Origin of the sequence: Enterobacter sp. NFIX59 (genome assembly GCF_900113755.1) — a bacterium.
Lineage (GTDB): Bacteria > Pseudomonadota > Gammaproteobacteria > Enterobacterales > Enterobacteriaceae > Enterobacter > Enterobacter pseudoroggenkampii.
The window spans coordinates 94261-120723 of record NZ_FOQN01000001.1; the positions used below are offsets into that span (position 1 = coordinate 94261).

Below are 26463 nucleotides of genomic sequence, written 5' to 3' on the forward strand. Positions count from 1 at the left end.
AGAATTGATAATCAACGATCTGCCCCCATTTATTGTATTCTGAAGCCATGCATTCAAGGCTTCCAGGCAACGAAGGACGGCGATGAAGCGACTTAAGAACGAAATCAATTCACTGGTGAACCGTGGCGTTGACCGTCATCTGCGTCTGGCCGTGACGGGGCTGAGCCGCAGCGGTAAGACAGCGTTTATCACCGCGATGGTAAACCAGCTCCTGAACCTGCACGCCGGGGCGCGTCTGCCGTTGCTTAGCGCGGTGCGGGAAGAGCGTCTGCTGGGCGTGAAGCGCGTCCCACAGCGGGATTTTGGTATTCCACGTTTTACCTATGACGAAGGGCTGGCGCAGCTCTATGGCGATCCGCCCACCTGGCCGACGCCGACGCGAGGGGTCAGTGAAATTCGCCTCGCGCTGCGTTTTCGCTCGAATGAATCCCTGATGCGTCACTTCAAGGATACCTCCACGCTGTACCTGGAAATCGTCGATTACCCCGGCGAATGGCTGCTCGACTTGCCGATGCTGGCGCAGGATTACCTTAGCTGGTCCCGCCAGATGACGGGCCTGTTGCAGGGGCAGCGCGCCGGGTGGTCGGCCAAATGGCGACAGCTGTGCGAAGGTCTGGACCCGCTTGCGCCGGCAGATGAGAACCGTCTGGCGGCCATTGCCGACGCCTGGACGGCGTATTTGCACCAGTGCAAGCAGGAAGGGTTACACTTCATTCAGCCGGGGCGATTTGTTCTGCCGGGTGATTTAGCGGGCGCGCCTGCGCTTCAGTTCTTCCCCTGGCCGGATGTGGACGGGGTGGGTGAGTCGACGCTGGCGCAGGCGGATAAGCACACTAACGCCGGGATGCTGCGCGAGCGTTACCATTACTACTGTGAAAAAGTGGTCAAGGGATTCTATAAAAACCACTTTTTGCGATTTGACCGTCAGATTGTGCTGGTGGATTGTCTGCAGCCGCTTAACAGCGGGCCACAGGCCTTCAACGATATGCGCCTTGCGCTGACGCAGCTGATGCAAAGTTTTCACTACGGGCAGCGGACTCTGTTTCGCCGTCTGTTCTCACCGGTAATCGATAAACTGCTCTTTGCGGCCACGAAGGCCGATCACGTCACGGTCGACCAGCATGCCAATATGGTGTCGCTGCTGCAGCAGCTGGTGCAGGACGCCTGGCAAAACGCCGCCTTCGAAGGGATCGGCATGGATTGCCTTGGGCTCGCGTCCGTGCAGGCGACGCAAAGCGGGCTGATTGACCTTAACGGTGAGAAAATACCGGCATTACGCGGGAACCGGCTCAGCGACGGTGAACCGCTTACCGTGTATCCGGGCGAAGTGCCTGCGCGGCTGCCGGGGCAGGCCTTCTGGCAGAACCAGGGCTTCCAGTTTGAAGCCTTCCGCCCGCAGGCAATGAGCGTCGACAGGCCATTACCACATATCCGTCTGGATGCGGCGCTGGAGTTTTTGATTGGAGATAAATTGCGATGACGGAACCGTTAAAACCGCGCATAGACTTTACCGGAACGCTTGAGAAGGATCCTCAGGAGGCGTTCAAAACCGCGCAGACGTTCAGCGGCACGCAGGCTGATAACTTTGCCCCGGCCCTGACTGAGGAGCCTGGCGTCGAAGAAGGACCGGCTGAGGCGGTTGTGGAAGCCGCTCTGCGTCCAAAACGCAGTCTGTGGCGCAAGATGGTCACCGCCGGTCTGGCGCTGTTTGGCGTAAGCGTGGTTGGGCAGGGCGTGCAGTGGACGATGAATGCCTGGCATACTCAGGACTGGGTCGCGCTGGGCGGATGTGCCGCGGGCGCGCTGATTGTGGGGGCGGGCATCGGGTCGGTTGCCACCGAGTGGCGTCGGCTCTGGCGTTTGCGCCAGCGCGCGCATGAGCGTGATGAAGCGCGGGATCTGCTCCACAGCCACGGCACCGGGAAAGGTCGCGCGTTCTGTGAAAAGCTGGCCAGCCAGGCCGGCATCGATCAGTCGCATCCGGCGCTTCAGCGCTGGTATGCCGCCATCCATGAAACCCAGAATGACCGGGAAGTGGTGACGCTCTACTCCCATATGGTTCAGCCGGTGCTGGATGCCCAGGCGCGACGCGAGATCAGCCGCTCTGCGGCGGAATCTACCCTGATGATTGCCGTCAGCCCGCTGGCGCTGGTCGATATGGCCTTTATCGCCTGGCGCAACCTGCGCCTGATCAACCGTATTGCGAACCTTTACGGCATAGAGCTGGGTTATTACAGTCGGCTGAGACTGTTCAAACTGGTCCTGCTCAATATCGCGTTCGCCGGGGCGAGTGAGCTGGTGCGCGAAGTGGGCATGGACTGGATGTCGCAGGATCTGGCGGCGCGTCTTTCTGCCCGTGCCGCTCAGGGTATCGGCGCGGGGTTATTAACGGCGCGTTTGGGAATTAAAGCGATGGAGGTCTGCCGTCCGCTGCCGTGGATTGATGGCGATAAGCCCCGGCTGGGGGATTTCAGGCGTGAGCTGATCGGCCAGCTCAAAGAGACGCTCAATAAAAAACCGACTCCGTGAGGTTTTGTTCACTAATCGTGCTGGCTGTCAATATTTGTTGACAGCCATCTTCCGGATCACCGTGTTCTGACATATCATTTTACTGTTATTGGCTTAAAACGGTGAATTTCCCATGCGTCTTGAAGTCTTCTGTGAAGACCGTCTCGGTCTGACCCGCGAATTACTCGATCTTCTTGTTTTACGTAGCATTGATTTACGTGGCATTGAGATCGATCCTGTCGGGCGAATTTACCTCAATTTTGCCGAAATTGAATTTAATACCTTCAGCAGCCTGATGGCGGAAATCCGCCGTATCGCTGGCGTTACGGATGTACGCACCATTCCCTGGATGCCCTCTGAGCGTGAGCACCTGGCCCTGAGCGCGCTGCTGGAAGCCATGCCCGAGCCGTTCCTCTCCCTGGATTTGAAGAGCAAAGTTGAGCGCGTTAACCACGCGAGCTGCCAGCTGTTCGCGCAGAGTCAGGAGAAGCTCAGCAATCATAACGCCGCGCAGCTGATCCCCGGCTTTAACTTCCAGCGCTGGCTGGACAGCAATCCGCAGAACACGCTTAGCGAGCATGTGGTGATTAACGGACAGAATTTCCTGATGGAGATCACGCCGGTCTATCTGAAAGGAGAAGGGAATACTCGCGTGTTGACCGGGGCAGTGATCATGCTGCGCTCGACGTTACGCATGGGTCGCCAGCTGCAAAACCTCTCCAGTCAGGACGTTGGTGCATTCAGCCAGATTATTGCCGTCAGTCCGAAAATGCGCCATGTGGTTGATCAGGCGCGCAAGCTCGCAAGCCTGACCGCGCCGCTGCTGATTACCGGGGATACCGGCACCGGGAAAGACTTGCTGGCTCATGCCGTGCATCTGGCGAGTCCGCGTGCGGCTAAGCCCTATCTGGCACTCAACTGCGCCTCTATTCCGGAAGATGCCGTTGAAAGCGAGCTGTTTGGTCACGCGCCGGAAGGCAAGAAAGGGTTCTTCGAGCAGGCTAACGGCGGCTCGGTGCTGCTGGACGAAATCGGCGAAATGTCGCCGCGTATGCAGGCTAAGCTGCTGCGTTTCCTGAACGACGGAACGTTCCGCCGCGTCGGTGAGGATCACGAAGTGCATGTGGACGTGCGCGTCATTTGCGCCACCCAGAAAAACCTGGTTGAACTGGTGCAAAAGGGGATCTTCCGCGAAGATCTCTATTACCGCCTCAACGTCCTGACGCTGAATATTCCGCCGCTGCGCGATTGCCCCCAGGACATCATGCCGCTTACGGAGCTCTTCGTCGCCCGCTTTGCCGACGAGCAGGGGGTGCCGCGTCCGAAACTGTCTGCCGATCTTGGCACGGTGCTAATGCGCTACGGCTGGCCGGGCAACATTCGTCAGCTCAAAAACGCCGTATATCGCGCGCTGACCCAGCTTGAAGGGTATGAGCTACGTCCGCAGGATATCCTGCTGCCGGATTACGACGCCGGAACGGTATCGGTAGGCGAAGAGGCGATGGAAGGGTCGCTGGACGACATCACCAGCCGTTTCGAGCGTTCTGTGCTGACGCAGCTGTACCGCAGCTATCCCAGCACCCGCAAGCTGGCAAAACGTCTTGGCGTCTCGCACACCGCGATCGCGAATAAGCTGCGTGAGTACGGTTTGAATCATAAGAAAGGTGACGAATAACAAAAAAGCCTCTGCAAAGAGGCTTTTTACTTTACGTTTATTCCTTCGCCATCGGCGTGTTAACGATTTCTGTTTTTGTCTCTCCCTGAATCGACGCAATCCTGCTTTCGACGTCTTTCACCTGCTGCGGGCTGTGCAGCAGGGTATAGGTCAGATCAAACTGCGCGCTGGCGCCTGGCTCCAGCTGCTTAACCCGCTTCTGCTCGCGTTCAATCGTCACGGGGTAGGCGTAGCTGGTACCCGGTTCGATGCCCGTGACATAACCCTGCTTCAGCGTGTCGGTATTTTTCCATAAGGTCAGCACGGGCAGCTGGCGCGTATCAAACTGGATTGATGCGCCTTTATCTCCGGCTTTATTGACCACTGCCGCGAGCGTTTCGTGGTTGTTGTCTGCGAGCGGTTTAATGTTAAAGACCATCTCATCAAAGCCCTTTGTCGGCCCGGCGTAGGTTTGCCAGTCGTTAACGCCCGCTTTGGCGTAGTCATTGAATGGGCTCACGCTCACCGCAGGCGCAAGGAATCGGGCGCCTTCTTCGAGGATTGGCGTGCCGAAGTTGCTGTGATAGATGATTTGGTAATCATGAGGGTAATCTGCATGGTTGGTCAGAACATCATGCAGGCTGAACTGGTTGGTTCCGGGGACGTAGCGCAGTTCTGTCATGGTTTGCAGATCCGCTTTTTTAAAGGTGCTCTCTTTGATCAAACCCCGAACGCGGATCTCATGCGGAGCGGCATCCGCAACCTCGACCTCTACCTGCGATACCGGTGTATTACCGGCTCTGCCATGCAGGGTGTAAATTTGCCCGTCCGCGGTGACCGGGTGCCCTGTCCACTCATAGCCACAGCGCACCATCATCTCGTTGAAACCATCCAGCCAGCCGAGACCGTTGCGGCTTTCAAGATTGATATAAGCCGGATTAACGACCTCTTTGACGGGGGAATTCCAACCCAGTCTGGTGCCAAAGCCTTCTACGTGCAGAAGGTTCATCCCGCGGGTCGGGCTCAGGGTGATGGTGAGGCCATCTTTGCTGCTAATAATGATGACTTTGCTGCCTTCCTGCTTGCCGCCATGTAAGACTTTTTGCTCAATGCTGAACGTTTGATCCTTAACTTTCAGCTCGTCACTGGAAATCTTCCAGTTTCCTTTCTCTACGCTGCTTTCAGCGCTTGTCAGCACCCAGGTTTTAGCCGCAGCATGACCAGAAATCAGGACCGCAAGGAGCGTAAAAGCGAATTTAATCTTCATATATTATCCTTTTTGCTGAAACGATTATTTTCTTTCGTAAGCAAATCTAATGTTTAGACAAAAAGGGAAATGTGATGTGCTTCACTGGGGATGAAAATAGGGAATTTTAACGATTATTATGCGTTACTGATCACGCTCATGTTACATATTGCCTAAGTTATTGCATGATTAATGTGACTTACGAGCATTTAAGCTTTAACGATTCAGCTCTGAAGTAATAAAAAACCCCGCCGTAGCGAGGTTGAGAATAAGTTGTATAGAATGCTAAGGACTTATTATGCTTTCAGCACGTCCAGCGCGGCAGTGTAGTCCGGCTCGGTGGTGATTTCGTTAACCAGTTCGCTGAAGACGACGGTGTCGTTTTCATCCAGAACCAGTACAGCACGTGCTGCCAGACCCTTCAATGGGCCTTCAGCAATGCTGACGCCATATTTCTCGAGGAAATCTGCGCTGCGCAGGGTGGAGAGGGTAATAACGTTGCTCAGGCCTTCGGCACCGCAGAAACGGGACTGGGCAAACGGCAGGTCAGCGGAAATGCACAGCACAACGGTGTTGTCCATTTCAGTCGCCAGCTGGTTGAATTTACGCACGGATGCGGCACAAACGCCGGTATCAATGCTTGGGAAAATGTTCAGTACTTTGCGTTTGCCCGCAAACTGAGCCAGTGTGACGTCAGACAGATCTTTAGCCACCAGAGTAAAAGCCTGCGCTTTGCTGCCAGCCTGCGGAATGGAACCTGCTACAGCAACCGGGTTGCCCTGGAAATGAACGAGTTGTGACATAGATATCTTCCTGTTTACATATAGTTAACGTCGGGGCTAGTGTATGCCATCAGCGGATAACACGGCAAACCAAATTTTTCGCCTTACCGGGCCGCAAGGAGTCAGTGATGAGAAGCGTTAAGGTCTATGAAGAAGCCTGGCCATTGCATACCCCGTTTGTGATCTCCCGCGGCAGCCGAAGTGAAGCCAGCGTGGTCGTAGTTGAAATCGAAGAAGAGGGTATGAAAGGCGTCGGGGAATGTACGCCTTACCCGCGCTACGGAGAAAGTCCTGCGTCGGTGATGGCGCAGATCATGACCCTGGTGCCTGACCTGCAAAAAGGGCTCACGCGCGAGGCGTTACAGCAGCGTTTACCCGCCGGGGCGGCGCGCAACGCCATCGACTGTGCGCTCTGGAGCCTTGAAGCCGCTAAGCAGCAAAAATCGTTGACGTCCTTGCTGAGTGTGGTCGTGCCGGAGACCGTCGTGACGGCGCAGACGGTCGTGATTGGTGAGCCGGAGCAAATGGCCGCCAGCGCAAAAGCGCTCTATGACGCCGGGGCCACGCTGTTAAAAGTGAAGCTCGACGATCGTCTGATCAGCGAGCGGATGGTCGCTATTCGCTCGGCGGTGCCCTCAGCCACGCTGATTGTGGACGCCAACGAGTCGTGGCATCCCGAGGGGCTGGCCGCGCGATGCCAGCTGCTGGCCGATCTGGGCGTAGCGATGCTGGAGCAGCCTCTGCCGGTAAAAGAGGATGCAGCTCTGAAGAATTTTATCCATCCGTTGCCCGTGTGCGCGGATGAAAGCTGCCACACCCGCGAAAATTTGAGCGAGCTTAAGGGCTGCTATGAGATGGTCAATATCAAGCTCGACAAGGCAGGCGGACTGACAGAAGCCCTGGCCCTTGCAGCGGAAGCCCGGGCGCAGGGGTTCGCCCTGATGCTGGGATGCATGCTCTGCACCTCCCGGGCGATCGGCGCGGCGCTGCCGCTGGTCAACCAGGTTCGTTTCGCCGATCTGGATGGCCCGACGTGGCTGGCGGTTGACGTTTCACCGGCCCTTAAATTTACCAGCGGCGTGCTTCATCTCTGAGGCTGCCAGCGCAGAAGCTCCATCATCGCTTTTAGGTAAATTTCGCTGGCTTCGTCGGAGGATATCGGCGGGAATTCAGCGGTGATGCAGGGCAGGCTCAAATCGGCACACCAGCTTCCGAATGATCCGGGTGTTTCATACCCCACGCTGGTGACGAGCGGCAGGGCGAAAGCCTGTGCCAGCCACGCGCCCAGGTCGGAGTGACGCGGATCTTCAATGCAGGCCAGCGGATCGTGGAAGGAGACCACCCACGCGGGGTGGATCTTATGGATAAGCTGGCACAGCGCCTGCGTTTCCGGCTCGGAACCGGGCTTGTCTCCCGTCAGCAGCACCACGTCCCGCTCCTCGGCTGAGCTGTTCCAGCGATACACCGTTTCTCCGGCGCGCCAGTTTGCCGCCGGGAAATTACGGTTCAGGTCGACCCCCCTCGCATTTGCCCGTAATCCAAGCTGGCAGCCATCCGGATTCACGGCAAGAATCACGTGATGGCGTCGTAATGACGGCGTCAGCGTCCGCAGCGCGCACGAGAGCGTGACGACAGACGAGTTCTCATCACCGTGCGTGCCGGCAATGATCAAACCGCTGTCGCGATCGGCATCGGGTGCCGGGAACCAGATCAGCGATGCGCCTAAAAATGAGCGGCCATATTGTTCCGCGCCCGGAGGAAAGGCGCCGCGTTCCGCGCGTGGTCGGGTGGTTGCCATACGAAATCCTGATAAAAAAATCTCTACTGGCAGTGTTGTGCAAAAGCCGCTGTTAATCAAATAGTTTCCGTAACGGCTGAGAATTGCCTTAAATCACTATTCAGGCGTAAGTTATTTGCATTTCTTATTGTCGAAACAAATAATTACGCATCTGCTTGTTACCTGAATTTATTAAAGGGGATCTTATGAAGCATCCTGTTTCGCGTCTTTTTACCGCACTGTGTCTGTGCGGGCTCTCTACACTCTCATACGCTGCTTATGTGCCGCAGGGCACGGTACTGGCGCAAAAACAGGAGCTGGTCAGGCATATTAAAGACGAACCTGCCTCGCTCGATCCGGCAAAAGCGGTGGGGTTGCCCGAGATTCAGGTGATTCGCGATCTTTTCGAAGGGCTGGTGAATCAGAACGAGAAAGGGGAGCTCACTCCGGGCGTGGCGACGCGCTGGCAGAGCAACGATAACCGTATCTGGACGTTTACCCTGCGTGACAACGCGAAATGGTCTGACGGTACGCCCGTCACCGCGCAGGATTTTGTCTACAGCTGGCAGCGTCTGGTTGACCCGAAAACCACGTCTCCGTTTGCCTGGTTTGCGGCGCTGGCGGGTATCAACAACGCGCAGGCCATTATCGATGGTAAAGCGGCGCCTGACACCCTGGGCGTGACGGCGGTGGATGCCAGAACCTTACGCGTCCAGCTGGACAAACCGCTACCGTGGTTCAGCAACCTGACGGCAAACTTTGCCTTCTATCCGGTACAAAAAGCGAACGTTGAAAGCGGTAAAGAGTGGACGCGTCCGGGTGCCCTGGTTGGCAATGGCGCATACGTCCTGAACGACCGCGTGGTGAATGAAAAACTGGTTGTCGTTCCGAATACCCACTACTGGGACAATGCGAAAACTGTCCTGCAAAAAGTGACCTTCATTCCGATCAATCAGGAATCATCCGCCACCAAACGCTATCTGGCGGGGGATATTGATATCACCGAATCGTTCCCGAAAAACATGTATCAGAAGCTCCTGAAGGACATTCCGGGACAGGTATATACGCCGCCTCAGCTCGGAACCTACTACTACGCGTTTAACACGCAAAAGGGCCCGACGGCCGATGCCCGGGTTCGTCTTGCCCTGAGCATGACCATCGATCGCCGCATTATGGCGGAGAAGGTATTAGGTACCGGTGAGAAGCCGGCCTGGCATTTCACGCCTGACGTGACGGCGGGCTTCACGCCTGAACCTTCACCGTTCGAGCAGATGTCACAGCAGGAGCTGAATGCTCAGGCGAAAACCTTGCTCCAGGCCGCAGGCTACGGTCCTCAGCGTCCGCTGAAGTTGACCCTGCTGTACAACACCTCGGAAAACCACCAGAAAATCGCCATTGCGGTGGCGTCAATGTGGAAGAAAAATCTCGGTGTGGACGTCAAGCTGCAAAACCAGGAGTGGAAAACCTATATCGACAGCCGTAATACCGGTAATTTTGATGTGATCCGCGCGTCATGGGTAGGCGATTACAACGAGCCATCGACCTTCCTGTCCCTGCTGACCTCAACCCACAGCGGCAATATCTCGCGTTTCAATGACCCGGCTTACGATAAAATTATCCATCAGGCGACGCTGGAAACCACGGCGAAAGCGCGTAATACGGACTACAACATGGCGGAGAAAATCCTCATGGAGAAAGCGCCCATCGCGCCAATTTATCAGTACACCAATGGTCGTCTGATTAAGCCCTGGGTGAAAGGCTACCCCATCAATAACCCGGAAGACGTGGCGTATAGCCGGACAATGTATATTGAGAAACACTGACGCCCAGGACTTAACTACTACAAAATCCAGAACTGGCGCGGAGTTTAGCGCCAGTTGCTCCTTCTGATCCCCTCCCGCCACAGCAGAAAATAGCACTTTCCTGACGATACTCGCGCTGATATTTATCATGCGATTCAAAAAACACAATACGTAATTGTGGGTAAAAATTGCATGTGTTGAAAATCGCCATCTACACTTGAACAAAATAATATCTTGTGTTCTGCATATTAAAAACATGCAGTAACTCCAGTGAGGTCAATATGTCTTTCACTAACAGAGAGTTGCGTGAACTTGTCGAAACACAATTAAAATATACGTTATGCGTTAGCCTGGACAAGGCTACCAACGGCGATATATTCAATGCTGTGGCGCTGGCAGTGCGGTATTTTCAGCAAGATCGCTTTCTCGATAGTCAGGCCCGGCAGCGCGCTGAAAAGAAAAAACGCGTTTATTATCTCTCAATGGAATTTTTACTCGGGCAGTCATTGCGTAACAACCTGATGAATATGAATTTGCTAGATGATATGCGTAAGGTTGTCAATGAACTCGGATTTGATTTTGATAATATTTTTGATGAAGAACCCGATGCGGCACTTGGGAACGGGGGGTTAGGGCGCCTGGCCGCCTGCTTCATCGATTCTATGGCTACGTTAGATATTGCTGCTTCAGGGCATGGTATCAAATACGAATATGGTTTATTCAGGCAGACGTTTGAGAATGGTCAGCAAGTCGAACATCCAGATGACTGGCATTCCATGCACTCCCCCTGGCTAGTTGAACACCATAGTCAGGCTATGCTGATCCCCATTGGTGGTTTCATTGAACATTCAGATGATGTTAATGGTAATTACAATCCAATGTGGATGGGATGGAATACAATAGTAGGCATTCCTAATGATTATTTCGTTTCTGGTTACAGAGGTAACACCACTAATAAACTTCGTTTATACAGTGCCGTAGCTTCTAACTCTTTCAATATTCATATTTTCAATCATGGCGATTATATAAAAGCAGTTAGTGAAAAAATAGCTTCTGAAAATATCTCAAAAATACTCTATCCTTCTGATGAAATTCTCTCAGGTAAGGAGCTCAGACTTACTCAGGAGTATTTTCTTGTGGCATGTACTTTGCGTGATATTTTTCGTGAATATACTGAAATTGAAACGGATATTTCTTTATTGCCGAAGCATGTTGCTATCCAGCTTAATGATACGCATCCCGCGCTGGCTGTTGTCGAGTTGATGCGAATACTTGTAGATGAACATAACCTTCCCTGGCACCAGGCCTGGGATATCACCCAAAGAACTTGTGCATACACGAACCACACGCTGATGCCTGAGGCCCTGGAAACCTGGCCAGTGGCGTTGTTTGAAAAACTGTTGCCGCGGCACTTGCAGATTATTTTTGAGATTAACCACCGTTTTCTTGAGGATGTCGCCTCCCGTTGGCCCGACAAACCGCATTTGTTGACCTCCTTGTCTCTGTTTTCGGGGGACAACGAGAAAAGTATCAGGATGGCAAATTTGGCCATCGTCGGGAGTCATTGTGTAAATGGGGTGGCGATGCTCCATTCCGAGCTTATCAAAACGCACCTGGTTCCCGATTTTTATTTTATTACGCCAGATAAATTCATTAATCAGACCAACGGCATTACGCCGCGCAGATGGTTGCAGCAGGCTAACCCAAATCTTGCCGCGTTTCTGAATCAGCAATTGGGTACCCGATGGCCGACGGATTTACATATGCTTCGACAGCTGGAGAAGCATGCGGATGATACGGGGGTGATCGATCATATCCGCGGCATTAAATTCAAAAATAAATCCGCGCTGAGCCAGATTGTTTCACAACGTTATGGGATTATGTTGGACCCTATGGCAATGTTTGATTGTCAGGTAAAACGCATTCACGAATACAAGCGCCAGCTTCTGAATATTCTTCACGTCATTTCTCTCTATATTGATATTAAAGAGAATGGGAGAACCATAGCGCCTAAGGTGCATCTTTTTGCAGGTAAAGCGGCACCCGGTTATCGAATGGCAAAGCTTATTATTCAGTTAATTAATGCTGTTGCGAATAAAATCAACAGCGATGCGCGTATTGCCGGACAGCTGAAAGTCATTTTTCTTGAGGATTACAAAGTCTCCTTAGCCGAAAGCATAATACCGGCAACAGACCTGTCTGAACAGATATCCACAGCAGGTACGGAGGCATCTGGAACCAGTAATATGAAGTTCGCGCTGAATGGTGCGTTAACAATGGGTACGTATGATGGTGCCAACATAGAAATTCTTAATGCTGTTGGGGTAGAAAACTTCTATCTTTTCGGCGCGACGGCTGAAGAAATCAATGAAATGCGTTCAAATGGCGATAATAATCGTTTCTATCGTCAGAGCGATCCTCGAATGATGCGTATAGTGGATACGCTTATTTCTGGCGAATTTACCGCCGATCGTGAAATTTTTGCACAGCTACACCATATGTTGACAACAGCCGATCATTATTGTCATCTGCTGGATTTTGACAGCTACAGTCAAACCCAACGTCAGGCAATGGCGGATTTTGAACATCCGCGCCAGTGGCATCGAAAAGCGTTGCTAAATATTAGCCGAATGGGGGAGTTTTCGAGTGACAGAACCATTCAGGGATATGCAAGGGATATTTGGGGAATAAATTGCTGAGGGTCATGCTTCCGGTTGCCTTCCGGGAGCGATGCCGGTGCACTAAGATCTGCATTCGGGAACACGTTACGCCTGATGTGAGGGTGATTATGAACTTTGAAATACAGAGTGAAAATGACGTACAGATTGTCGTTCCGCTGGTTCGCAGGCTGGATGCTTCTGTCGAGCAGACCTTTAAGCAGCAGGTGCTGGAGGTGATTGAAAAAAGCAATAAAAAGATATTGCTGGATTTCAGCCACGTAGATTTTATTGACAGCAGCTGTCTCGGCGCGCTGGTATCCATACTCAAGAGTTTAAACGGCAAGGGTGAGCTGGTGCTGTGTTCGCTTAACAGCAATACAAACGATCTCTTTAAGCTGACCAGGATGGATCGTATTTTTTCTATTAAGGCCAATCGGCAGGATGCCCTGCAGGTGTTGATGGGCTAATATCACAGCGCTCTTCGGGGAGAAAGCGGGATGTGCCAACGGTTAAAACGAGAACTGACGCATTCTCGCGCCAGTCCTGAAAACATGGCTCCGCTCCACCCGCACGGTATTCGCTCGGGCTGATACCGGCGCGCTATTGTGCTAATAACGCACTAAACTTCGCCAGCCACTGCGGATGCGCGGGCCAGGCGGGAGCCGTCACCAGGTTGCCGTCTACGTGGGCCTGATCGATGCCGATAGTGGCGTAGTGTCCTCCGGCGAGGCGCACCTCAGGCGCGCAGGCCGGGTAGGCGCTACAGGTTCGTCCTTTCAGGATGCCCGCGGCAGCGAGCAGCTGCGGGCCGTGGCACACTGCCGCAATCGGCTTACGCGCGGCGTCAAATGCCTGCACCAGCTTTAACACGTCCTCATTTAGCCGCAGATACTCGGGCGCTCTCCCGCCGGGGATGAGCAGCGCGTCGTAATCCTGTTCCTTGACGGTGGAAAAGTCGGCGTTGAGGGTAAAGCGGTGACCGGGTTTTTCGCTATAGGTCTGGGCGCCGTCGAAATCATGGATTGCCGTCATGATGTAGTCGCCCTTTGGTTTGTTGGGACAGACTGCATCTACTTGATGGCCAATCATCTGCAAAGCCTGAAAAGGCACCATGGTCTCGTAATCTTCGGCGTAGTCGCCAACCAGCATCAGGATCTTCTTGCTCATCATTCCTCACCTTTTTCAATAAAGATGATTAAGATATAGCCTGGCGTGGCTGAATTGCCGGAAATAAAAAAGCCCGTCAGAGCACGGGCAACATAAGCAAATGAATAAGTGATTCGTTATCAACGTTGTTGGAGGATAACGCCGCGTATTTTACGCGGCTGTAAGGGAAGCAGATACCTGACATATTCGGTAGGTGAAACAAGCGATTAAACGTGCGTTACGGTGCGTCGAAGGTCGGGTAAAGGCTATTTTCAAGGAATTCGACGAGATACCAGATCTCACCGCTAAAAATAAACCAGAAGCCAAATATAATAAGGAGTAAAATAATTAAGGTGAGTATTATTTCTGTTTTTCCCATTGCAGCTTTAACCCACCTGAAGCTAATTGATTCGAGGAGGGCATTGTAGCGGGGCTTTACTGGATACTCCAGTTTCATGCAGCAAGGACTTTATTGCGTCCGTCATTTTTAGCGCGATACAGGGCATCGTCCACACGCTTAAACAGCTCATCAATACTCTCCCCCTGATCGTGCCGCGCCACGCCAATGCTGACGGTAAACCGCGGTAAGCCCGGAATCGTAATGCGGGCTACGGCTGCACGGATCGACTCGGCAATCTGCAACGCGGTGTCGAGAGAAGTGCGCGGCAGCAGAATTACGAACTCTTCGCCACCCCAGCGGAACACCATGTCGCCCTCCCGACTACAGGCTTCGAGCGTTCGTGAGAGGGCGATAAGCACCTCATCACCTTTAAGATGACCGAACAGATCGTTAATATTTTTGAAATGGTCGGTATCCACCAGCAGCAGGCTAAATTGCTGTTGCGCAGGAAGATAATTGAGGCTGTTTTGGTCGGTAATGGCATAGAACTGGCGCCGGTTGAGTAGCCCGGTCATGGAGTCACGTAACGCCGCATGCTCCAGTTCCTGCTCCAGCCTTTTCTGCTCGGTGATATCGTGAATGATGCACAGCATCAGCTTGTCGCCGTAGATCTCAATGGGCCCGGCATACGTCTGAACGTGGCGGGTGGATCCATCGGCCAGGCGGTGAACAAAATTGAGCGGCTTATGACCACCGGGTAGCGCGGCAATCGCCGTCATAATGGGCATCACATCCCGCCCCAGGGTATTAATTTCCCAGGTATGCTTACTGCACATGTCGTCGTGTGAATAGCCATAAAAATTGAGTGCAGCCAGATTCGCATCGACGATTTGACCATCGCGGGCAGGATCGATCAGCAGCATCGGGGCGCTGTTGGTCAGAAAAAAGCGCGCGTAAAATCCCTGTTTTTTCCGCCGGTAGGTGGCGGAACGGCTGGCCTTCAATCCTGAGAGTAATTGTGGTGAGGTCCCCTCGAAAACAATCACGTCACCCCAGGGGTCGTAGTGGGCAAGCGAGAGACGACAGCTTAACGGCGTATCCTGGCCATCCCAACTGATTGTCCAGATTTCGACGATCTCCTGCTCTGTTTTCAGTTCAGGTACATACATCGACAGGAGGAGTTGCGCATTCGCAGAATAGGTACCTTTGCGAAGGTCATCGAGCGTTTTATCCCCCATGACCTGCGTTGCGGCCACATTCGCAAAAATGATCTGTTCCGACACGGGTGAAATGAGCCACACGGGTGTTTTAATTACATTCAACGCATCAAAACAAGGTTGCGACATAGGCATTTCCTGTTCATTGGCACACTGTGGCTGACATGTATGACAGAATTGAATCGCGTGTACTGCTTTGAAACATACTCCACTTCATCCCGTCAGGCATGATTTTTTTGTGAAGCAAATGCGTTTTCCGAATGAATTTTACCAATTGGTATAATTTGTTTGTCGGAGTTTATCTGCAGCAGCAGCCATGGTACCTGTTCAGCTGGTAAAGGGCGGGAAAAAAGATACCCCTGCAGATAATCACAGCCGAGACGGGTGAGGACCGCCTGCTGTTCTTCCGTTTCGATCCCTTCTGCCACCACATTCATTTCCATGGTCCGGGCGATACTGATGATGGTTTCAACCAGTTTGTAGCTTTTTTCATTTTCCAGCATCGAGGTTACGAAGCTTCTGTCGATCTTAAGTTCTTTAGCCGGAAGCACGCTCAGCATCAGCAGGTTGGAATAGCCCGTACCGAAATCATCAATCGAGACGGTGATCCCTGCGTGATTAAACGTATTGAGCAACTCAATACTGCGGTCGAGATTTTTAAGCGCGGTGCTCTCCGTTACCTCAAGGATCAGCCGGGACGGAGACAAGTTATATTTTTCCAGCATCGACGAGATGATAGGGAAAATGTCCGGCTGTTCGAACTGTACGGGGGATAGGTTGAGCGACAACGTCCACTGGCTGAACCCTTGTTCAGTCCAGAAATGCAGCTGCCGGCATGCCGCTTCAATGGCCCAGTTGCCCACCGGGATAATTAAGCCTGTTTGCTCGAGCGAGGGGATAAACAGACCAGGCAGTACAACGCCTTGCTCAGGATGCCGCCAGCGCAGAAGGGCTTCAAAACCATGAATGGTTTTCTCTCCCGCATGCCAGGTGGGCTGGTACCACAGTTCAAACTGATCGCGTTCAAGCGCCTGAGAAAGTTCCTGCAGGAATCCGGGTTTCGCCGGGATCGCTGTTGACATCTCGGACTGATAAATCGCCCAGCCGTTGCGCCCATCGTCTTTGACATGATGTAAGGCTGCATCCGCCTTAAGTTTGAGCTCGTGCAGCGTTTCGCCATCCTGAGGATAGAGGCTGACGCCCGCGCTGATCGTCGTGCTCAACGTATGTCCGCAAACAGACAGAGGGCGTCGTACATCCCCGAGCAGTGAAGTGAGCAGGGCGTTGAGCTTTTCATCATCACATTCCGGCACCAGCAGGATAAAGGCGTCTCCTCCCAGTCTTGCCAGGGTCATCTCACGCGTGAGTCGGGCCGTGATGCGCTGTGCGACGGTGATCAATAACTCATCGCCGACGCTGTGACCCCAGGTATCGTTGACGCGTTTGAAATGATCGACGTTCAGGAATATGACGGCAAATTGCCTGTTACTCAGCAACGCGCTGCGCAGGCAGTCCTGCATACGGAGATCCATCTGGTGGCGGTTCGCGAGTCCGGTGAGCGCATCAAAGCGCGCCTGCAGCTCAAGCTGCCGATTGAGCTGCCGCAGATTGTCCGTCAGCCGGCCGGTGCGTCGGTGAGAATCGACAAGGGAAATAATTAACATCACGCCAAGCAGGCAGAGCGTGGTGACCGAAACCCAGATGGATAACCCCAGTTCGCCAATCCCGCCGGGGAGGGTATGCGACATTTCCGGGTAATGCGCGGCACTCATGCCGGTATAGTGCATCGCACAAATGGCGGCGGCCATGACCAGGGCCGCGAGAAGACGATCGATAAAGACGCCTTTGTGTTTATCTCGCAGACGGAAAGCCAGCCACAGCGCCGTGCCGGAAGCAACAACGGCAATAACCACGGATACCGCCACAATGCGGCGATCCCAGATGATGCTGCCATCCAGCATCAGGGCCGCCATACCGATGTAGTGCATAGACACCATGCCAGCGCTCAGGATAGCCGTGGCGAGGATCAGTCGAAAGGAAGAACGTTTTTTGCCCGCGACGGCAATGTTCAGAGACGTGGTCGATGCAACCACCGCGGCGCCGAGTGAAGCAAGGGTTAACCAGAGGTCGTAGCTCATCATCATGGGCATTTGCATCGACAGCATGCCGATAAAGTGCATCGACCAAATGCCAATGCCCAGCGTAACCCCAGCGGCAATGCGCCAGAACAGGGCAGCCTTTCGGCTGGAAAGGGGGATCTTTCCGGCGCTGTCCAGCGCCACAAAGGAGGCGATAAACGCCACCAGATAAGAGATAGCGATTAACACAGGGTCCCACGATATATTGAGCATTATGCAATCCCACGCCTGAGAGGGTTACCGATTTCGCCTGCCGGGTACATCTTTATCGGGCAACGAACATGCGCATTCAAACCATATTAGTTATTTATCGTGAAAAATGACCAGTCATATTAATACTCTAAAACTTATTAAGAATATAAAATATATTCCATTGTTAATGTATTAAGCATTGCTAAACAAAAACGAATAAAAGTAGCAAAGCTCCTTAAATATGAGGGCGATCGTATCGTCTCACCGCGGGCGATACTATCGCTTAAGATGGCGAGAGACCAGTATCACAGCATCCTGCGCAGAACATTTTCACTAATACACTCTTTTTGTCTGACTTAAGACAAATCTCAGGATGCTAACGGCGAAAAAACAAACCCGTGAAGTTTGCGAGGAAAAACGTCTGAGCCAATGCTATAAGTCTTAATGCCGACCAAAATATAAAACGTGGGTATTATCATGCTAAAAAATATTAGTGTCAGGACCTTTATTATTGGGTTCCTTTTATCTCTTTTTTTGGTGAATGCAGGTGTCGTTGTTCTATTTTCCAGCAATCCTTCTCTCTTTATTTCGCTTAATGTCATCAACTTCATTGCGCTATTTTTGCTCTGGGTCTATATGACGAAGTATCTTGTGACGCCGATCAATACGGTGAAGAAGAGTATTGAAGAGGTGACAGCAGGTAATCTTGGTGTCTCTATCCCTGAATTTGGCAATAACTGTGCCGGCCGACTCATCCCGGGGATAAACAGCCTCTCCGGCAACATTGCGACGCTGGTGCGCGAGATCAGGGCGTCGTCGCAGACCGCGATGACCTTATCGGATCAACTCTCGGCACGTAGCGCTCAGCTTTCGGTGAAAACCGAGCAGCAGTCTGCGTCTTTAGTGCAAACCGCAGCCAGCATGGAGCAAATGGCGGCGAGTACCAAAAACAATGCCGATAACACCCGCCTTGCGAGCGAACAGGCTAATGTGGCGACGCTGCAGGCGCGCAAGGGCGGGGAGCTGATGGGGCAGGTCGCCAACAATATGCAGTCCATTACCGAATGCGCCCAGCAGATGACGGAGATTATTTCGTTGATTGACGGCATTGCGTTCCAGACCAATATTCTGGCGCTCAACGCGGCCGTTGAGGCGGCAAGGGCAGGCGATCATGGAAAAGGTTTTTCTGTCGTTGCGGAAGAGGTAAGAAACCTGGCACACCGCAGCGCAGAGGCCGCGAAGAATATCAAAGCGCTGATTGAAGTCACCAGCAGTAACGTCACGCAGGGCGCTACCGTTGTGTCGCAGGCAGAGAAGAATATGCATGAAATCGTGACGGGCTCGGGGAATGTCAGTCGCTTAATGGACGATATTTCCGCGTCGACATCAGAGCAGGAAAAAGGCATTTCTCAGATCACGCTGGCGCTTTCGGAGCTGGAGCGGGTCACGCAAAGCAACGTGGCGATGGCTGAGGAACTCAACGGTTCCTCTGATGTACTGCGCAATCAGGTCATTGAGCTGCAGGCCCGCACGCGTAATTTCAGACTTGACCAAGGCTCTTCTTCCTCATTACCAGGCGGCTCGCCATCCTTCCTCCAGCGGCCAGAGCACTCACTCTGACTGAATCTCAAAGCCTGGCATGCCAGGCTTTTTTTATGCCTCTGGCCAGTATGTACATTTCCTGAGCGATATCAGCGCGATGGGAGACATAGTTGTTGCTTAACCCCTGATGGAAGCTAGACTGACACCAAAAGAGCTAAAAAGGTGGAGGCGCTGTGGAAAGCATTAAAGGATCTGAACTTAACGTTCCTGACGCAGTTTTTGCGTGGGTGCTGGACGGCCGCGGCGGTGCGCGACCGCTGGAAGATAATGATGTGATCGACAGTGCGCATCCCTGCTGGCTACATCTGAACTATACCCACCCGGACAGCGCTGACTGGCTGGCCTCGACCCCGCTCTTGCCAAATAACGTGCGCGATGCGCTGGCGGGTGAAAGCCTGCGGCCGCGCGTGAGCCGAATGGGGGACGGTACGCTGATCACCCTGCGCTGCATTAACGGCAGCACGGATGAACGTCCGGATCAGCTGGTTGCGATGCGGGTCTATATGGACGATGGACTGATTGTCTCCACCCGACAGCGTAAAGTCCTGGCGCTGGATGACATCGTAAACGATCTGAAAGAGGGCACCGGGCCGATCGACTGCGGCAGCTGGCTGGTGGACGTCTGTGACGCGCTTACCGATCACGCGAGCGAATTTATCGAAGAACTGCACGACAAAATCATCGACCTGGAAGATAACCTGCTCGATCAGCAGATCCCGCCGCGCGGTTTTCTGGCCCTGTTGCGTAAGCAGCTAATTGTGATGCGCCGCTATATGACGCCGCAGCGCGACGTGTACGCGCGTCTGGCCAGCGAAAGACTCGCCTGGATGAATGACGATCAGCGACGCAGAATGCAGGATATTGCCGACAGGCTGGGGCGCGGGCTGGACGAGATTGATTCCTGTATTGCCAGAACGGCGGTGATGGCGGACGAGATCGCGCAGGTGATGCAGGAGTCGCTGGCGAGAAGAACCTACACGATGTCCCTGATGGCGATGGTCTTTTTGCCCAGCACGTTTCTTACCGGGCTGTTTGGCGTAAACCTGGGCGGTATCCCGGGCAATGCCTATCGCTATGGTTTTACCGCGTTTTGCGTCATGTTAGTTGTTTTGATAGGCGGTGTTGCATGGTGGTTGCATCGTAGTAAATGGCTGTAAATTTACGCTTTTTCCAGCTTTTACCGGGATCAAAACGCTCTTTTAATTGAGCGAAGTCAATAAACATCTACCCCGTAAGGTGCAATATTACTCCCGCAGGTGAATGCAACGTCAAGCGATGGGCGTTGCGCTCCATATTGTCTTACTTCCTTTTTTGAATTACTGCATAGCACAATTGATTCGTACGACGCCGACTTCATAGTCGGCTTTTTTTTGCCTCCTGATTCTCAACGTCTACCCTAAAAGGGACGACAGTAAATTATGGAGGGAATGATGAGCATCCTGAACGCTCTGCTACTGCAACAATCGCGTCAATCCGATCCTATCCCCAGCGATCCGGTGCCCATGCCCGATCCCATCCCGCGCCCGCAGCCGATGCCCGACCCGCCGCCCGATGAAGAACCGATTAAATTGTCGCATCGAACCGCGAGATCTGCGAGGATACGCGCCATCTGACTGCAAAGATGACCACGAGAGACTATTGTGACCGCTTTTTCTACCCTGAATGTTTTGCCCGCTGCCCAGCTCGATAACCTCAACGAGCTGGGATACCTCACGATGACGCCTGTTCAGGCGGCCGCGTTGCCTGCCATCCTCGAGGGCCGTGACGTGCGCGTACAGGCGAAAACGGGCAGCGGGAAAACGGCGGCATTCGGCCTCGGCCTGTTGCAGCATATCGATGCGGCGCTTTTTCAGACCCAGTCTCTGGTGCTGTGCCCGACCCGCGAACTGGCAGACCAGGTTGCGGGTGAACTGCGTCGCCTGGCGCGTTTCCTGCCCAATACCAAGATTTTAACCCTCTGCGGCGGACAGCCGTTCGGCGCGCAGCGTGATTCACTCCAGCATGCGCCGCACATTATTGTCGCCACGCCTGGCCGCCTGCTCGATCATCTGCAAAAAGGCACCGTCTCGCTGGATGCGTTACAAACTCTGGTGATGGATGAGGCAGACAGGATGCTGGATATGGGCTTCAGCGATGCGATTGACGAGGTGATCCGTTTCGCACCTGCCGATCGCCAGACGCTGCTGTTCTCCGCAACCTGGCCGGACGCTATCGCCGCCATCAGTGGCCGCGTGCAGAAAAATCCACTCACCATTGAAATCGACAGTGTAGATGCGCTGCCCGCTATCGAACAGCAGTTCTTTGAAACCTCGCAGCAGGGGAAAATTCCGCTCCTGCAGAAGTTGCTGAGCCAGCATCAGCCGGCCTCCTGCGTGGTGTTCTGTAATACCAAAAAAGACTGTCAGTCGGTCTGTGATACCCTCAATGCCGCCGGGCAGAGCGCACTGTCGCTGCATGGCGATCTGGAACAGCGCGATCGCGATCAGACGCTGGTCCGTTTCGCTAACGGCAGCGCCCGTGTTCTTGTCGCAACCGACGTCGCTGCGCGCGGTCTGGATATTAAATCCCTTGAGCTGGTGGTGAACTTTGAGCTGGCGTGGGATCCTGAAGTGCACGTGCACCGTATTGGCCGTACCGCACGTGCAGGAAACAGCGGTCTGGCGATCAGCCTCTGCGCACCGGAAGAGGCGCAGCGCGCCAATATTCTCTCTGAGATGCTGCAGATGAAGCTGAACTGGATGAATGCCCCTGCTGGCGTCAGCCTGGTGCCGCTGGAAGCCGAAATGGCGACGCTTTGCATTGATGGCGGTAAAAAAGCCAAGATGCGTCCAGGTGACGTATTAGGCGCGCTGACCGGAGATGTGGGACTGGACGGAGCGGATATCGGTAAGATTGCGGTTCATCCGGCGCATGTTTACGTAGCGGTTCGCCAGGCGGTGGCCCATAAGGCATGGAAGCAGCTGCAGAACGGGAAAATTAAGGGTAAAACCTGTCGCGTACGTCTGCTGAAATAAAGCATCAAGCGTCTCAGAAGATGTTTCTGAGACGCTAATCGCTTACTTCACTTCAAGCACGTTCAGACGCAACTCTTCAAACTGATTGTCATCTTCTTCCGGCTGCCAGCCGGCTGGCTGCATGGGAATATCTTCCCGGTCAAACGCCAGATCGCCGCCATTCACCACGTCTGAGTCATGGTTGATGCCTTTGAAGTCGAACAGTTCCACATCCGCGAGATGGGAAGGGACAACGTTCTGCATCGCGCTGAACATAGTTTCGATACGACCCGGATAACGCTTATCCCAGTCGCGCAGCATATCGCCAATCACCTGACGCTGCAGGTTCGGCTGAGAGCCGCAAAGGTTACATGGAATGATCGGGAACCCTTTAGCCTGAGAAAAACGCTCAATGTCTTTTTCACGACAGTAGGCAAGCGGGCGGATCACAATGTGTTTACCGTCATCGCTCATCAGTTTAGGCGGCATGCCTTTCATTTTGCCACCGTAGAACATATTGAGGAACAGCGTTTGCAGGATATCGTCGCGGTGATGGCCCAGCGCAATTTTGGTCGCGCCCAGCTCCGTCGCGGTACGATACAGAATGCCGCGGCGCAGGCGAGAGCACAGAGAGCAGGTAGTTTTCCCTTCCGGGATTTTCTCTTTCACAATACCGTAGGTATTTTCTTCGACGATTTTGTACTCAACGCCCAGCTTCTCGAGGTATTCCGGCAGAATGTGCTCCGGGAAACCCGGCTGCTTCTGATCAAGGTTGACCGCCACCAGGGAAAATTTCACCGGCGCACTTTGCTGAAGATTACGCAGGATCTCCAGCATGGTGTAGCTGTCTTTACCCCCTGACAGGCAAACCATGATGCGATCGCCTTCTTCAATCATGTTGAAGTCTGCAATGGCTTCGCCCACGTTACGGCGCAGTCGCTTTTGCAGTTTATTCAGGTTGTATTGTTCTTTTTTGTTAATCTCTTGATTTTCTTGCATTGAGTACTACCTTCGGAGCCAGCAGGGGCAAAAATTGTATGCCGCGTATGGTACGGATTCCGGCGGCGAATACCAGCACGTTTTGCAGCGAGGTTATATCTGGCGTTGCAACACTGTCAGCGTGCGCTGTGGTTTCAAGGCCTCCTATAGCACATTACTCGTCCTGGTTTTCCATATTTGTTCTATGACGGGAGGAAACTTGTATGGCATAAGAGCGTTAAACGAACATCAAAAGGAATGACGTTATGTCGCTTTATGACCTCAAAACCGAAGCACTTGCATTACCGGAGGCCTGGCACTCTCATGTATTAGGCCGTATTGGAACTGCGAATCTCAAAGTTTTACGCATGGATGAACGCTCAGTGATTGAAGAGGTTCATGAGTATGACGAGGGGTTACTGGTCATTGATGGGCGTCTGGAGCTGAGCGTGAAGGGTAAAAAAATCTCTGTGACGTCTGGACAACTTTATGTAGCCAAAGCTGGCACTCCCCATACTGTCGAAACAGGCAGTTTTGGCACACTGGTTATCATTGATTTACCAGAAACGGAAGTGGCCTCGCTTTAAGCGGCTTGCGATGAAGTGTCAGGGTGTCGTTTTGATCTGGCTCTCAGTCTACCTGAAATTAATGAAAACGTATCAGCAGGGCTGCCATTCGGTGGCCTTTTATCTTTCCCCTTGATGATGTCGTTTATTGCGCCATGGGAGCAGACCAAATATTCGGGTCTGAATGAAAATTTTCGACGCCTGACATGGTAATTATTATGTTATCTACCATGATTAAGACGATGACAATTCAATCACTTCAGCATCGCTGAAGCGGTTACCTCACTCTAATCGAGAACCCTAAATGCGCCATGCATCTATCCCCGTAGCTGCAGCCACGGCAATATTTTTGCTGGGCGTTTTTATTATCAATTTACAGGTTTGGTATTCTGCACGGGCTGACAGCTTTGCAGGGGCGCACTATGTCGTGCGGAACATGAATGTCATTCTTAAAGAAGCTCGTCATGCGACCCAGATTGCAATGCAGCTTGCTGAGAATGAGTGTGATGCTGAAGGACAGTATCGGCTCGGCACTGAAGCGGCATTACAACCACATCTGAGAACGATCGTTATTCTGAAAAAAGATGCGGTCTGGTGCTCCTCCTTACCGGGAAACCGCGTGTTGTTGGTTAACGGCTCGGCGCTGCCTGAAGCAGCATTACTACTCGTTCCCGCGAAAAGTACGGTCAACGGCCTGCCGGTTCTCTTATACCAGACAAACCATGCCGGAAGCCGAATCATGGTGAGCATCAGTGACAGCCATATCCGGGATGCGCTGAATATGCCATTACGCGGCGTGGGATATTCACTGAACGTCGGCGATCGTATCTTAGGCCAATCAGGCGATGTGTTGACGGCAGCCCATTCGAACAAAGATGTACTGACGGTAAAAGATGCTGATTTTCCTTTCGCGATTCAATTTAACGCTCCGCCTCTTTTTAGCCTGACGAGATTATTCGACCAGGCCGGTGGGGTGTTGTTATTTCTGTTGCTCATTTCCTCTCTTCCTGCTTATCTTTTGCAGCGTTATCTCTCTAAGGATATTTCGCCTGAGGAATCTCTGCGTACTGCCATCTACAGAAATGAAATTATTCCCTATTACCAACCCGTCGTGAGCGGAAAAGAGGGCACCTTGCGTGGCGTAGAAGTGCTGGCCAGATGGAAGCATCCGCAATCGGGGTTTATTTCTCCCGCGTCCTTTATTCCTCTCGCTGAAAAATCAGGGTTAATTATTCCGTTAACTCAAAGTTTAATGAGACAGGTTGCAAAGCAGATGAATTCTATTTCAACGTTGCTGCCAGAAGGGTTTCACGTAGGAATGAACTTCAGCGCTTCTCATATCGTTGCGTCCACCTTTGTTGAAGAGTGCCTCCACTACAAACACAGTTTTATTCAACAGGATCTTAATCTTGTCGTTGAGGTGACCGAGCGCGAACCGCTCCACATCGATGAACATCTCGTTAAGACGCTGAATGAGCTGCATAACAACGGATTTGCTATTGCCCTGGATGACTTTGGTACGGGATACTCAGGTCTATCCTATCTGCAAGCGCTGCATATTGATTACATTAAAATCGACCAAAGCTTTGTTGCCAGGGTTAACGCGAACGAGGATTCAACGTTGATCCTGGATTCGGTGCTGGAGTTGGCAAAAAAACTTTCAATTAGTATCGTGGCGGAAGGTGTTGAAACAGAAGAGCAGCTTGATTACCTCACGCGCAATCATATCCGTTTTTTACAGGGTTTTTTCTTCTATAAACCTCTTCCTTTCAAGGAGCTGCTCAAAGTTCTCTTGTCGAAGCCAAAAGTTAAAGTGAGGGTGGAATGAGGTTTAACCCGCAATCAGCGTTTCAGCCTGAAACATTTCTAAGATAGCGTATACTCCCTCTTCCAAAACCGCTCAACAACCCGGTGGCTTGTGCTATGACCCTCAATCGCTTTTGTTACTTACTCCTGATCTTTGCTGCAATCGGTAGCTTTCTGGCCTCGAATCCTGTGGTGATGTGGTTTCTGCTGATCAATGTGCTGACGTTGGCTCTGTATGGCGCTGATAAAATGGCGGCGCGTAAAGGGATGCGCAGGGTACCGGAAGCTACATTGCTGGTATTTGGCGTGACAGGAGGTTGGCCTGGCGCCATTGTGGGCCAGCAGCTTTTTCGCCATAAAACCCAAAAGCAGCCCTTCAAAACCTACTTTTTCTTGAGCGTCGTGGTCAGCATCGGCATGATGGCGGTGCTTTACCATTTCTCTCCTGTTTCTTCTTTATGAACGTATTGACATCAAGTTAACTTGAGCTTTTAAGATGCCAGCACCACGTTGATAAGGGAGTAACATCTTAAAATGAAAGAGATTGATGTAGGTTTCACTCATGTCGCGTTTATGGTCAGAGACCTGGAAAAGAGTATTGCCTTCTATCGTCGCTATGCCGGTATGGAGGTCATTCATTTGCGTGAACCCGATATGCCTGATGCAAGAAAAGTGGCATGGCTTAGCGACCATACTCGTCCTTTTGCACTGGTTCTTGTACAGGCCGATACCGTGACCGATACGCCGCTGGGTAGCTTCGGGCATCTGGGTATTGCCTGCGCGACCCGCGAAGAAATTGACAGAAAAACCGCGATGGCCACCGCTGAAGGCGTGCTAAGGAAAGCGCCTGAGAACGTAGGCGATCCCGTCGGCTACTATGTCTTTTTTGCCGATCCCGATGGCAATACGTTAGAGCTGTCATTTGGACAGCGCGTCGGTCTGGAAGCGATTCGAACGATGAATCGGGATAAATAACGCGGGTAAACGTCCGGAACGAAGAAATGGGGCGCATCGCACGTCGTTAATTAATCCTCCATCACTGCCAATAGTAGTAGG

23 protein-coding genes and 1 pseudogene are annotated in these 26463 nt (G+C 52.7%); 15 read left to right on the plus strand and 9 right to left on the minus strand.

Annotated features, from left to right (window positions below; genetic code table 11):
• The first annotated feature begins 82 nt into the window (after positions 1 to 82).
• The 3 genes from BM007_RS00475 to tyrR all read left to right on the plus strand — a co-directional run bounded on the left by BM007_RS00475 (position 83) and on the right by tyrR (position 4183).
• Positions 83 to 1480, plus strand: a complete 1398-nt coding sequence (locus BM007_RS00475; RefSeq protein WP_024907152.1) for a YcjX family GTP-binding protein — start codon at positions 83 to 85, stop codon at positions 1478 to 1480.
• Complete coding sequence (locus BM007_RS00480; protein WP_048991945.1) at positions 1477 to 2529, plus strand: YcjF family protein; 1053 nt, start codon at positions 1477 to 1479, stop codon at positions 2527 to 2529. Before BM007_RS00475 ends, BM007_RS00480 begins: the two co-directional genes overlap by 4 nt.
• Before the next feature lie 112 nt (positions 2530 to 2641).
• Positions 2642 to 4183, plus strand: coding sequence for a transcriptional regulator TyrR (tyrR, locus tag BM007_RS00485; RefSeq protein WP_023312028.1), 1542 nt, complete (start codon positions 2642 to 2644; stop codon positions 4181 to 4183).
• A 37-nt stretch (positions 4184 to 4220) separates the two neighbouring features.
• On the opposite strand, the gene BM007_RS00490 is transcribed toward tyrR, so the two are convergent.
• Positions 4221 to 5429: an aldose 1-epimerase family protein gene (locus tag BM007_RS00490; protein ID WP_024907154.1), complete on the minus strand. Its 1209-nt coding sequence runs from the start codon at positions 5427 to 5429 to the stop codon at positions 4221 to 4223.
• Positions 5430 to 5704: 275 nt separating this feature from the next.
• Complete coding sequence (gene tpx / locus BM007_RS00495; protein WP_023335907.1) at positions 5705 to 6211, minus strand: thiol peroxidase; 507 nt, start codon at positions 6209 to 6211, stop codon at positions 5705 to 5707.
• Positions 6212 to 6318: 107 nt separating this feature from the next.
• On the opposite strand from tpx, the gene ycjG reads away from it, so the two are divergent.
• The gene (ycjG, locus tag BM007_RS00500) at positions 6319 to 7284 is read left to right on the plus strand and encodes an L-Ala-D/L-Glu epimerase (RefSeq protein WP_024907155.1); all 966 of its coding nucleotides are present in this window, start codon (positions 6319 to 6321) and stop codon (positions 7282 to 7284) included.
• On the opposite strand, the gene mpaA is transcribed toward ycjG, so the two are convergent.
• A complete protein-coding gene (mpaA, locus tag BM007_RS00505; protein ID WP_024907156.1) occupies positions 7275 to 7988 on the minus strand; it encodes a murein tripeptide amidase MpaA in 714 nt (237 codons plus the stop codon). The two genes, ycjG and mpaA, sit on opposite strands and share 10 nt — an antisense overlap.
• Before the next feature lie 185 nt (positions 7989 to 8173).
• Here mpaA and BM007_RS00510 point away from each other — a divergent pair, with 185 nt between their 5' ends.
• The 3 genes from BM007_RS00510 (at position 8174) to BM007_RS00520 (ending at position 12896) form a co-directional block, all read left to right on the plus strand.
• A complete protein-coding gene (locus BM007_RS00510) occupies positions 8174 to 9790 on the plus strand; it encodes a peptide ABC transporter substrate-binding protein (RefSeq protein ID WP_090416721.1) in 1617 nt (538 codons plus the stop codon).
• 260 nt (positions 9791 to 10050) lie between these two features.
• Positions 10051 to 12468 carry a glycogen/starch/alpha-glucan phosphorylase gene (locus BM007_RS00515; protein WP_090416723.1) on the plus strand — a complete coding sequence of 806 codons (2418 nt, stop codon included), beginning with the start codon at positions 10051 to 10053 and terminating at the stop codon, positions 12466 to 12468.
• Between the two features lie 89 nt (positions 12469 to 12557).
• The gene (locus BM007_RS00520; protein ID WP_061715005.1) at positions 12558 to 12896 is read left to right on the plus strand and encodes an STAS domain-containing protein; all 339 of its coding nucleotides are present in this window, start codon (positions 12558 to 12560) and stop codon (positions 12894 to 12896) included.
• Between the two features lie 133 nt (positions 12897 to 13029).
• Here BM007_RS00520 and BM007_RS00525 read toward each other — a convergent pair whose 3' ends face one another.
• The 4 genes from BM007_RS00525 to BM007_RS00540 all read right to left on the minus strand — a co-directional run bounded on the left by BM007_RS00525 (position 13030) and on the right by BM007_RS00540 (position 17483).
• Positions 13030 to 13596 carry a DJ-1/PfpI family protein gene (locus BM007_RS00525; protein ID WP_061714998.1) on the minus strand — a complete coding sequence of 189 codons (567 nt, stop codon included), beginning with the start codon at positions 13594 to 13596 and terminating at the stop codon, positions 13030 to 13032.
• 217 nt (positions 13597 to 13813) lie between these two features.
• Complete coding sequence (locus BM007_RS23185) at positions 13814 to 13954, minus strand: Ecr family regulatory small membrane protein (RefSeq protein ID WP_021240268.1); 141 nt, start codon at positions 13952 to 13954, stop codon at positions 13814 to 13816.
• 74 nt (positions 13955 to 14028) lie between these two features.
• Entirely contained in the window at positions 14029 to 15261 is a 1233-nt protein-coding gene (locus BM007_RS00535; protein ID WP_090416727.1) for a sensor domain-containing diguanylate cyclase, read from the minus strand.
• A 92-nt stretch (positions 15262 to 15353) separates the two neighbouring features.
• Positions 15354 to 17483, minus strand: a complete 2130-nt coding sequence (locus BM007_RS00540) for a putative bifunctional diguanylate cyclase/phosphodiesterase (protein ID WP_090416729.1) — start codon at positions 17481 to 17483, stop codon at positions 15354 to 15356.
• Between the two features lie 456 nt (positions 17484 to 17939).
• Between BM007_RS00540 and BM007_RS00545 the strand changes: the two genes are divergently transcribed.
• The 4 genes from BM007_RS00545 (at position 17940) to dbpA (ending at position 22078) form a co-directional block, all read left to right on the plus strand.
• Positions 17940 to 19082 carry a methyl-accepting chemotaxis protein gene (locus tag BM007_RS00545; protein WP_071994460.1) on the plus strand — a complete coding sequence of 381 codons (1143 nt, stop codon included), beginning with the start codon at positions 17940 to 17942 and terminating at the stop codon, positions 19080 to 19082.
• A gap of 155 nt (positions 19083 to 19237) precedes the next feature.
• Positions 19238 to 20221, plus strand: coding sequence for a zinc transporter ZntB (gene zntB, locus BM007_RS00550; protein ID WP_024907164.1), 984 nt, complete (start codon positions 19238 to 19240; stop codon positions 20219 to 20221).
• 282 nt (positions 20222 to 20503) lie between these two features.
• On the plus strand, positions 20504 to 20677 hold the full coding sequence (locus tag BM007_RS23310; RefSeq protein WP_316326207.1) for a proline-rich small protein YnaL: 174 nt from the start codon (positions 20504 to 20506) through the stop codon (positions 20675 to 20677).
• A gap of 27 nt (positions 20678 to 20704) precedes the next feature.
• Positions 20705 to 22078: an ATP-dependent RNA helicase DbpA gene (dbpA, locus tag BM007_RS00560; protein WP_090416731.1), complete on the plus strand. Its 1374-nt coding sequence runs from the start codon at positions 20705 to 20707 to the stop codon at positions 22076 to 22078.
• A gap of 42 nt (positions 22079 to 22120) precedes the next feature.
• On the opposite strand, the gene ttcA is transcribed toward dbpA, so the two are convergent.
• Together ttcA and BM007_RS23315 are read right to left on the minus strand one after the other, a co-directional pair.
• Positions 22121 to 23056 carry a tRNA 2-thiocytidine(32) synthetase TtcA gene (gene ttcA / locus BM007_RS00565; RefSeq protein ID WP_061715008.1) on the minus strand — a complete coding sequence of 312 codons (936 nt, stop codon included), beginning with the start codon at positions 23054 to 23056 and terminating at the stop codon, positions 22121 to 22123.
• Between the two features lie 35 nt (positions 23057 to 23091).
• A pseudogene (locus BM007_RS23315) lies at positions 23092 to 23160 on the minus strand (hypothetical protein); the annotation flags it as partial.
• A gap of 141 nt (positions 23161 to 23301) precedes the next feature.
• Between BM007_RS23315 and BM007_RS00570 the strand changes: the two are divergent.
• The 4 genes from BM007_RS00570 to BM007_RS00585 all read left to right on the plus strand — a co-directional run bounded on the left by BM007_RS00570 (position 23302) and on the right by BM007_RS00585 (position 26382).
• On the plus strand, positions 23302 to 23622 hold the full coding sequence (locus BM007_RS00570; RefSeq protein ID WP_090416733.1) for a cupin domain-containing protein: 321 nt from the start codon (positions 23302 to 23304) through the stop codon (positions 23620 to 23622).
• A gap of 283 nt (positions 23623 to 23905) precedes the next feature.
• Positions 23906 to 25429 carry an EAL domain-containing protein gene (locus BM007_RS00575; protein WP_090416734.1) on the plus strand — a complete coding sequence of 508 codons (1524 nt, stop codon included), beginning with the start codon at positions 23906 to 23908 and terminating at the stop codon, positions 25427 to 25429.
• A 95-nt stretch (positions 25430 to 25524) separates the two neighbouring features.
• Positions 25525 to 25869, plus strand: coding sequence for a DUF1294 domain-containing protein (locus BM007_RS00580; RefSeq protein WP_048991959.1), 345 nt, complete (start codon positions 25525 to 25527; stop codon positions 25867 to 25869).
• Between the two features lie 72 nt (positions 25870 to 25941).
• A complete protein-coding gene (locus BM007_RS00585) occupies positions 25942 to 26382 on the plus strand; it encodes a VOC family protein (protein ID WP_024907226.1) in 441 nt (146 codons plus the stop codon).
• Positions 26383 to 26463 lie beyond the last annotated feature (81 nt).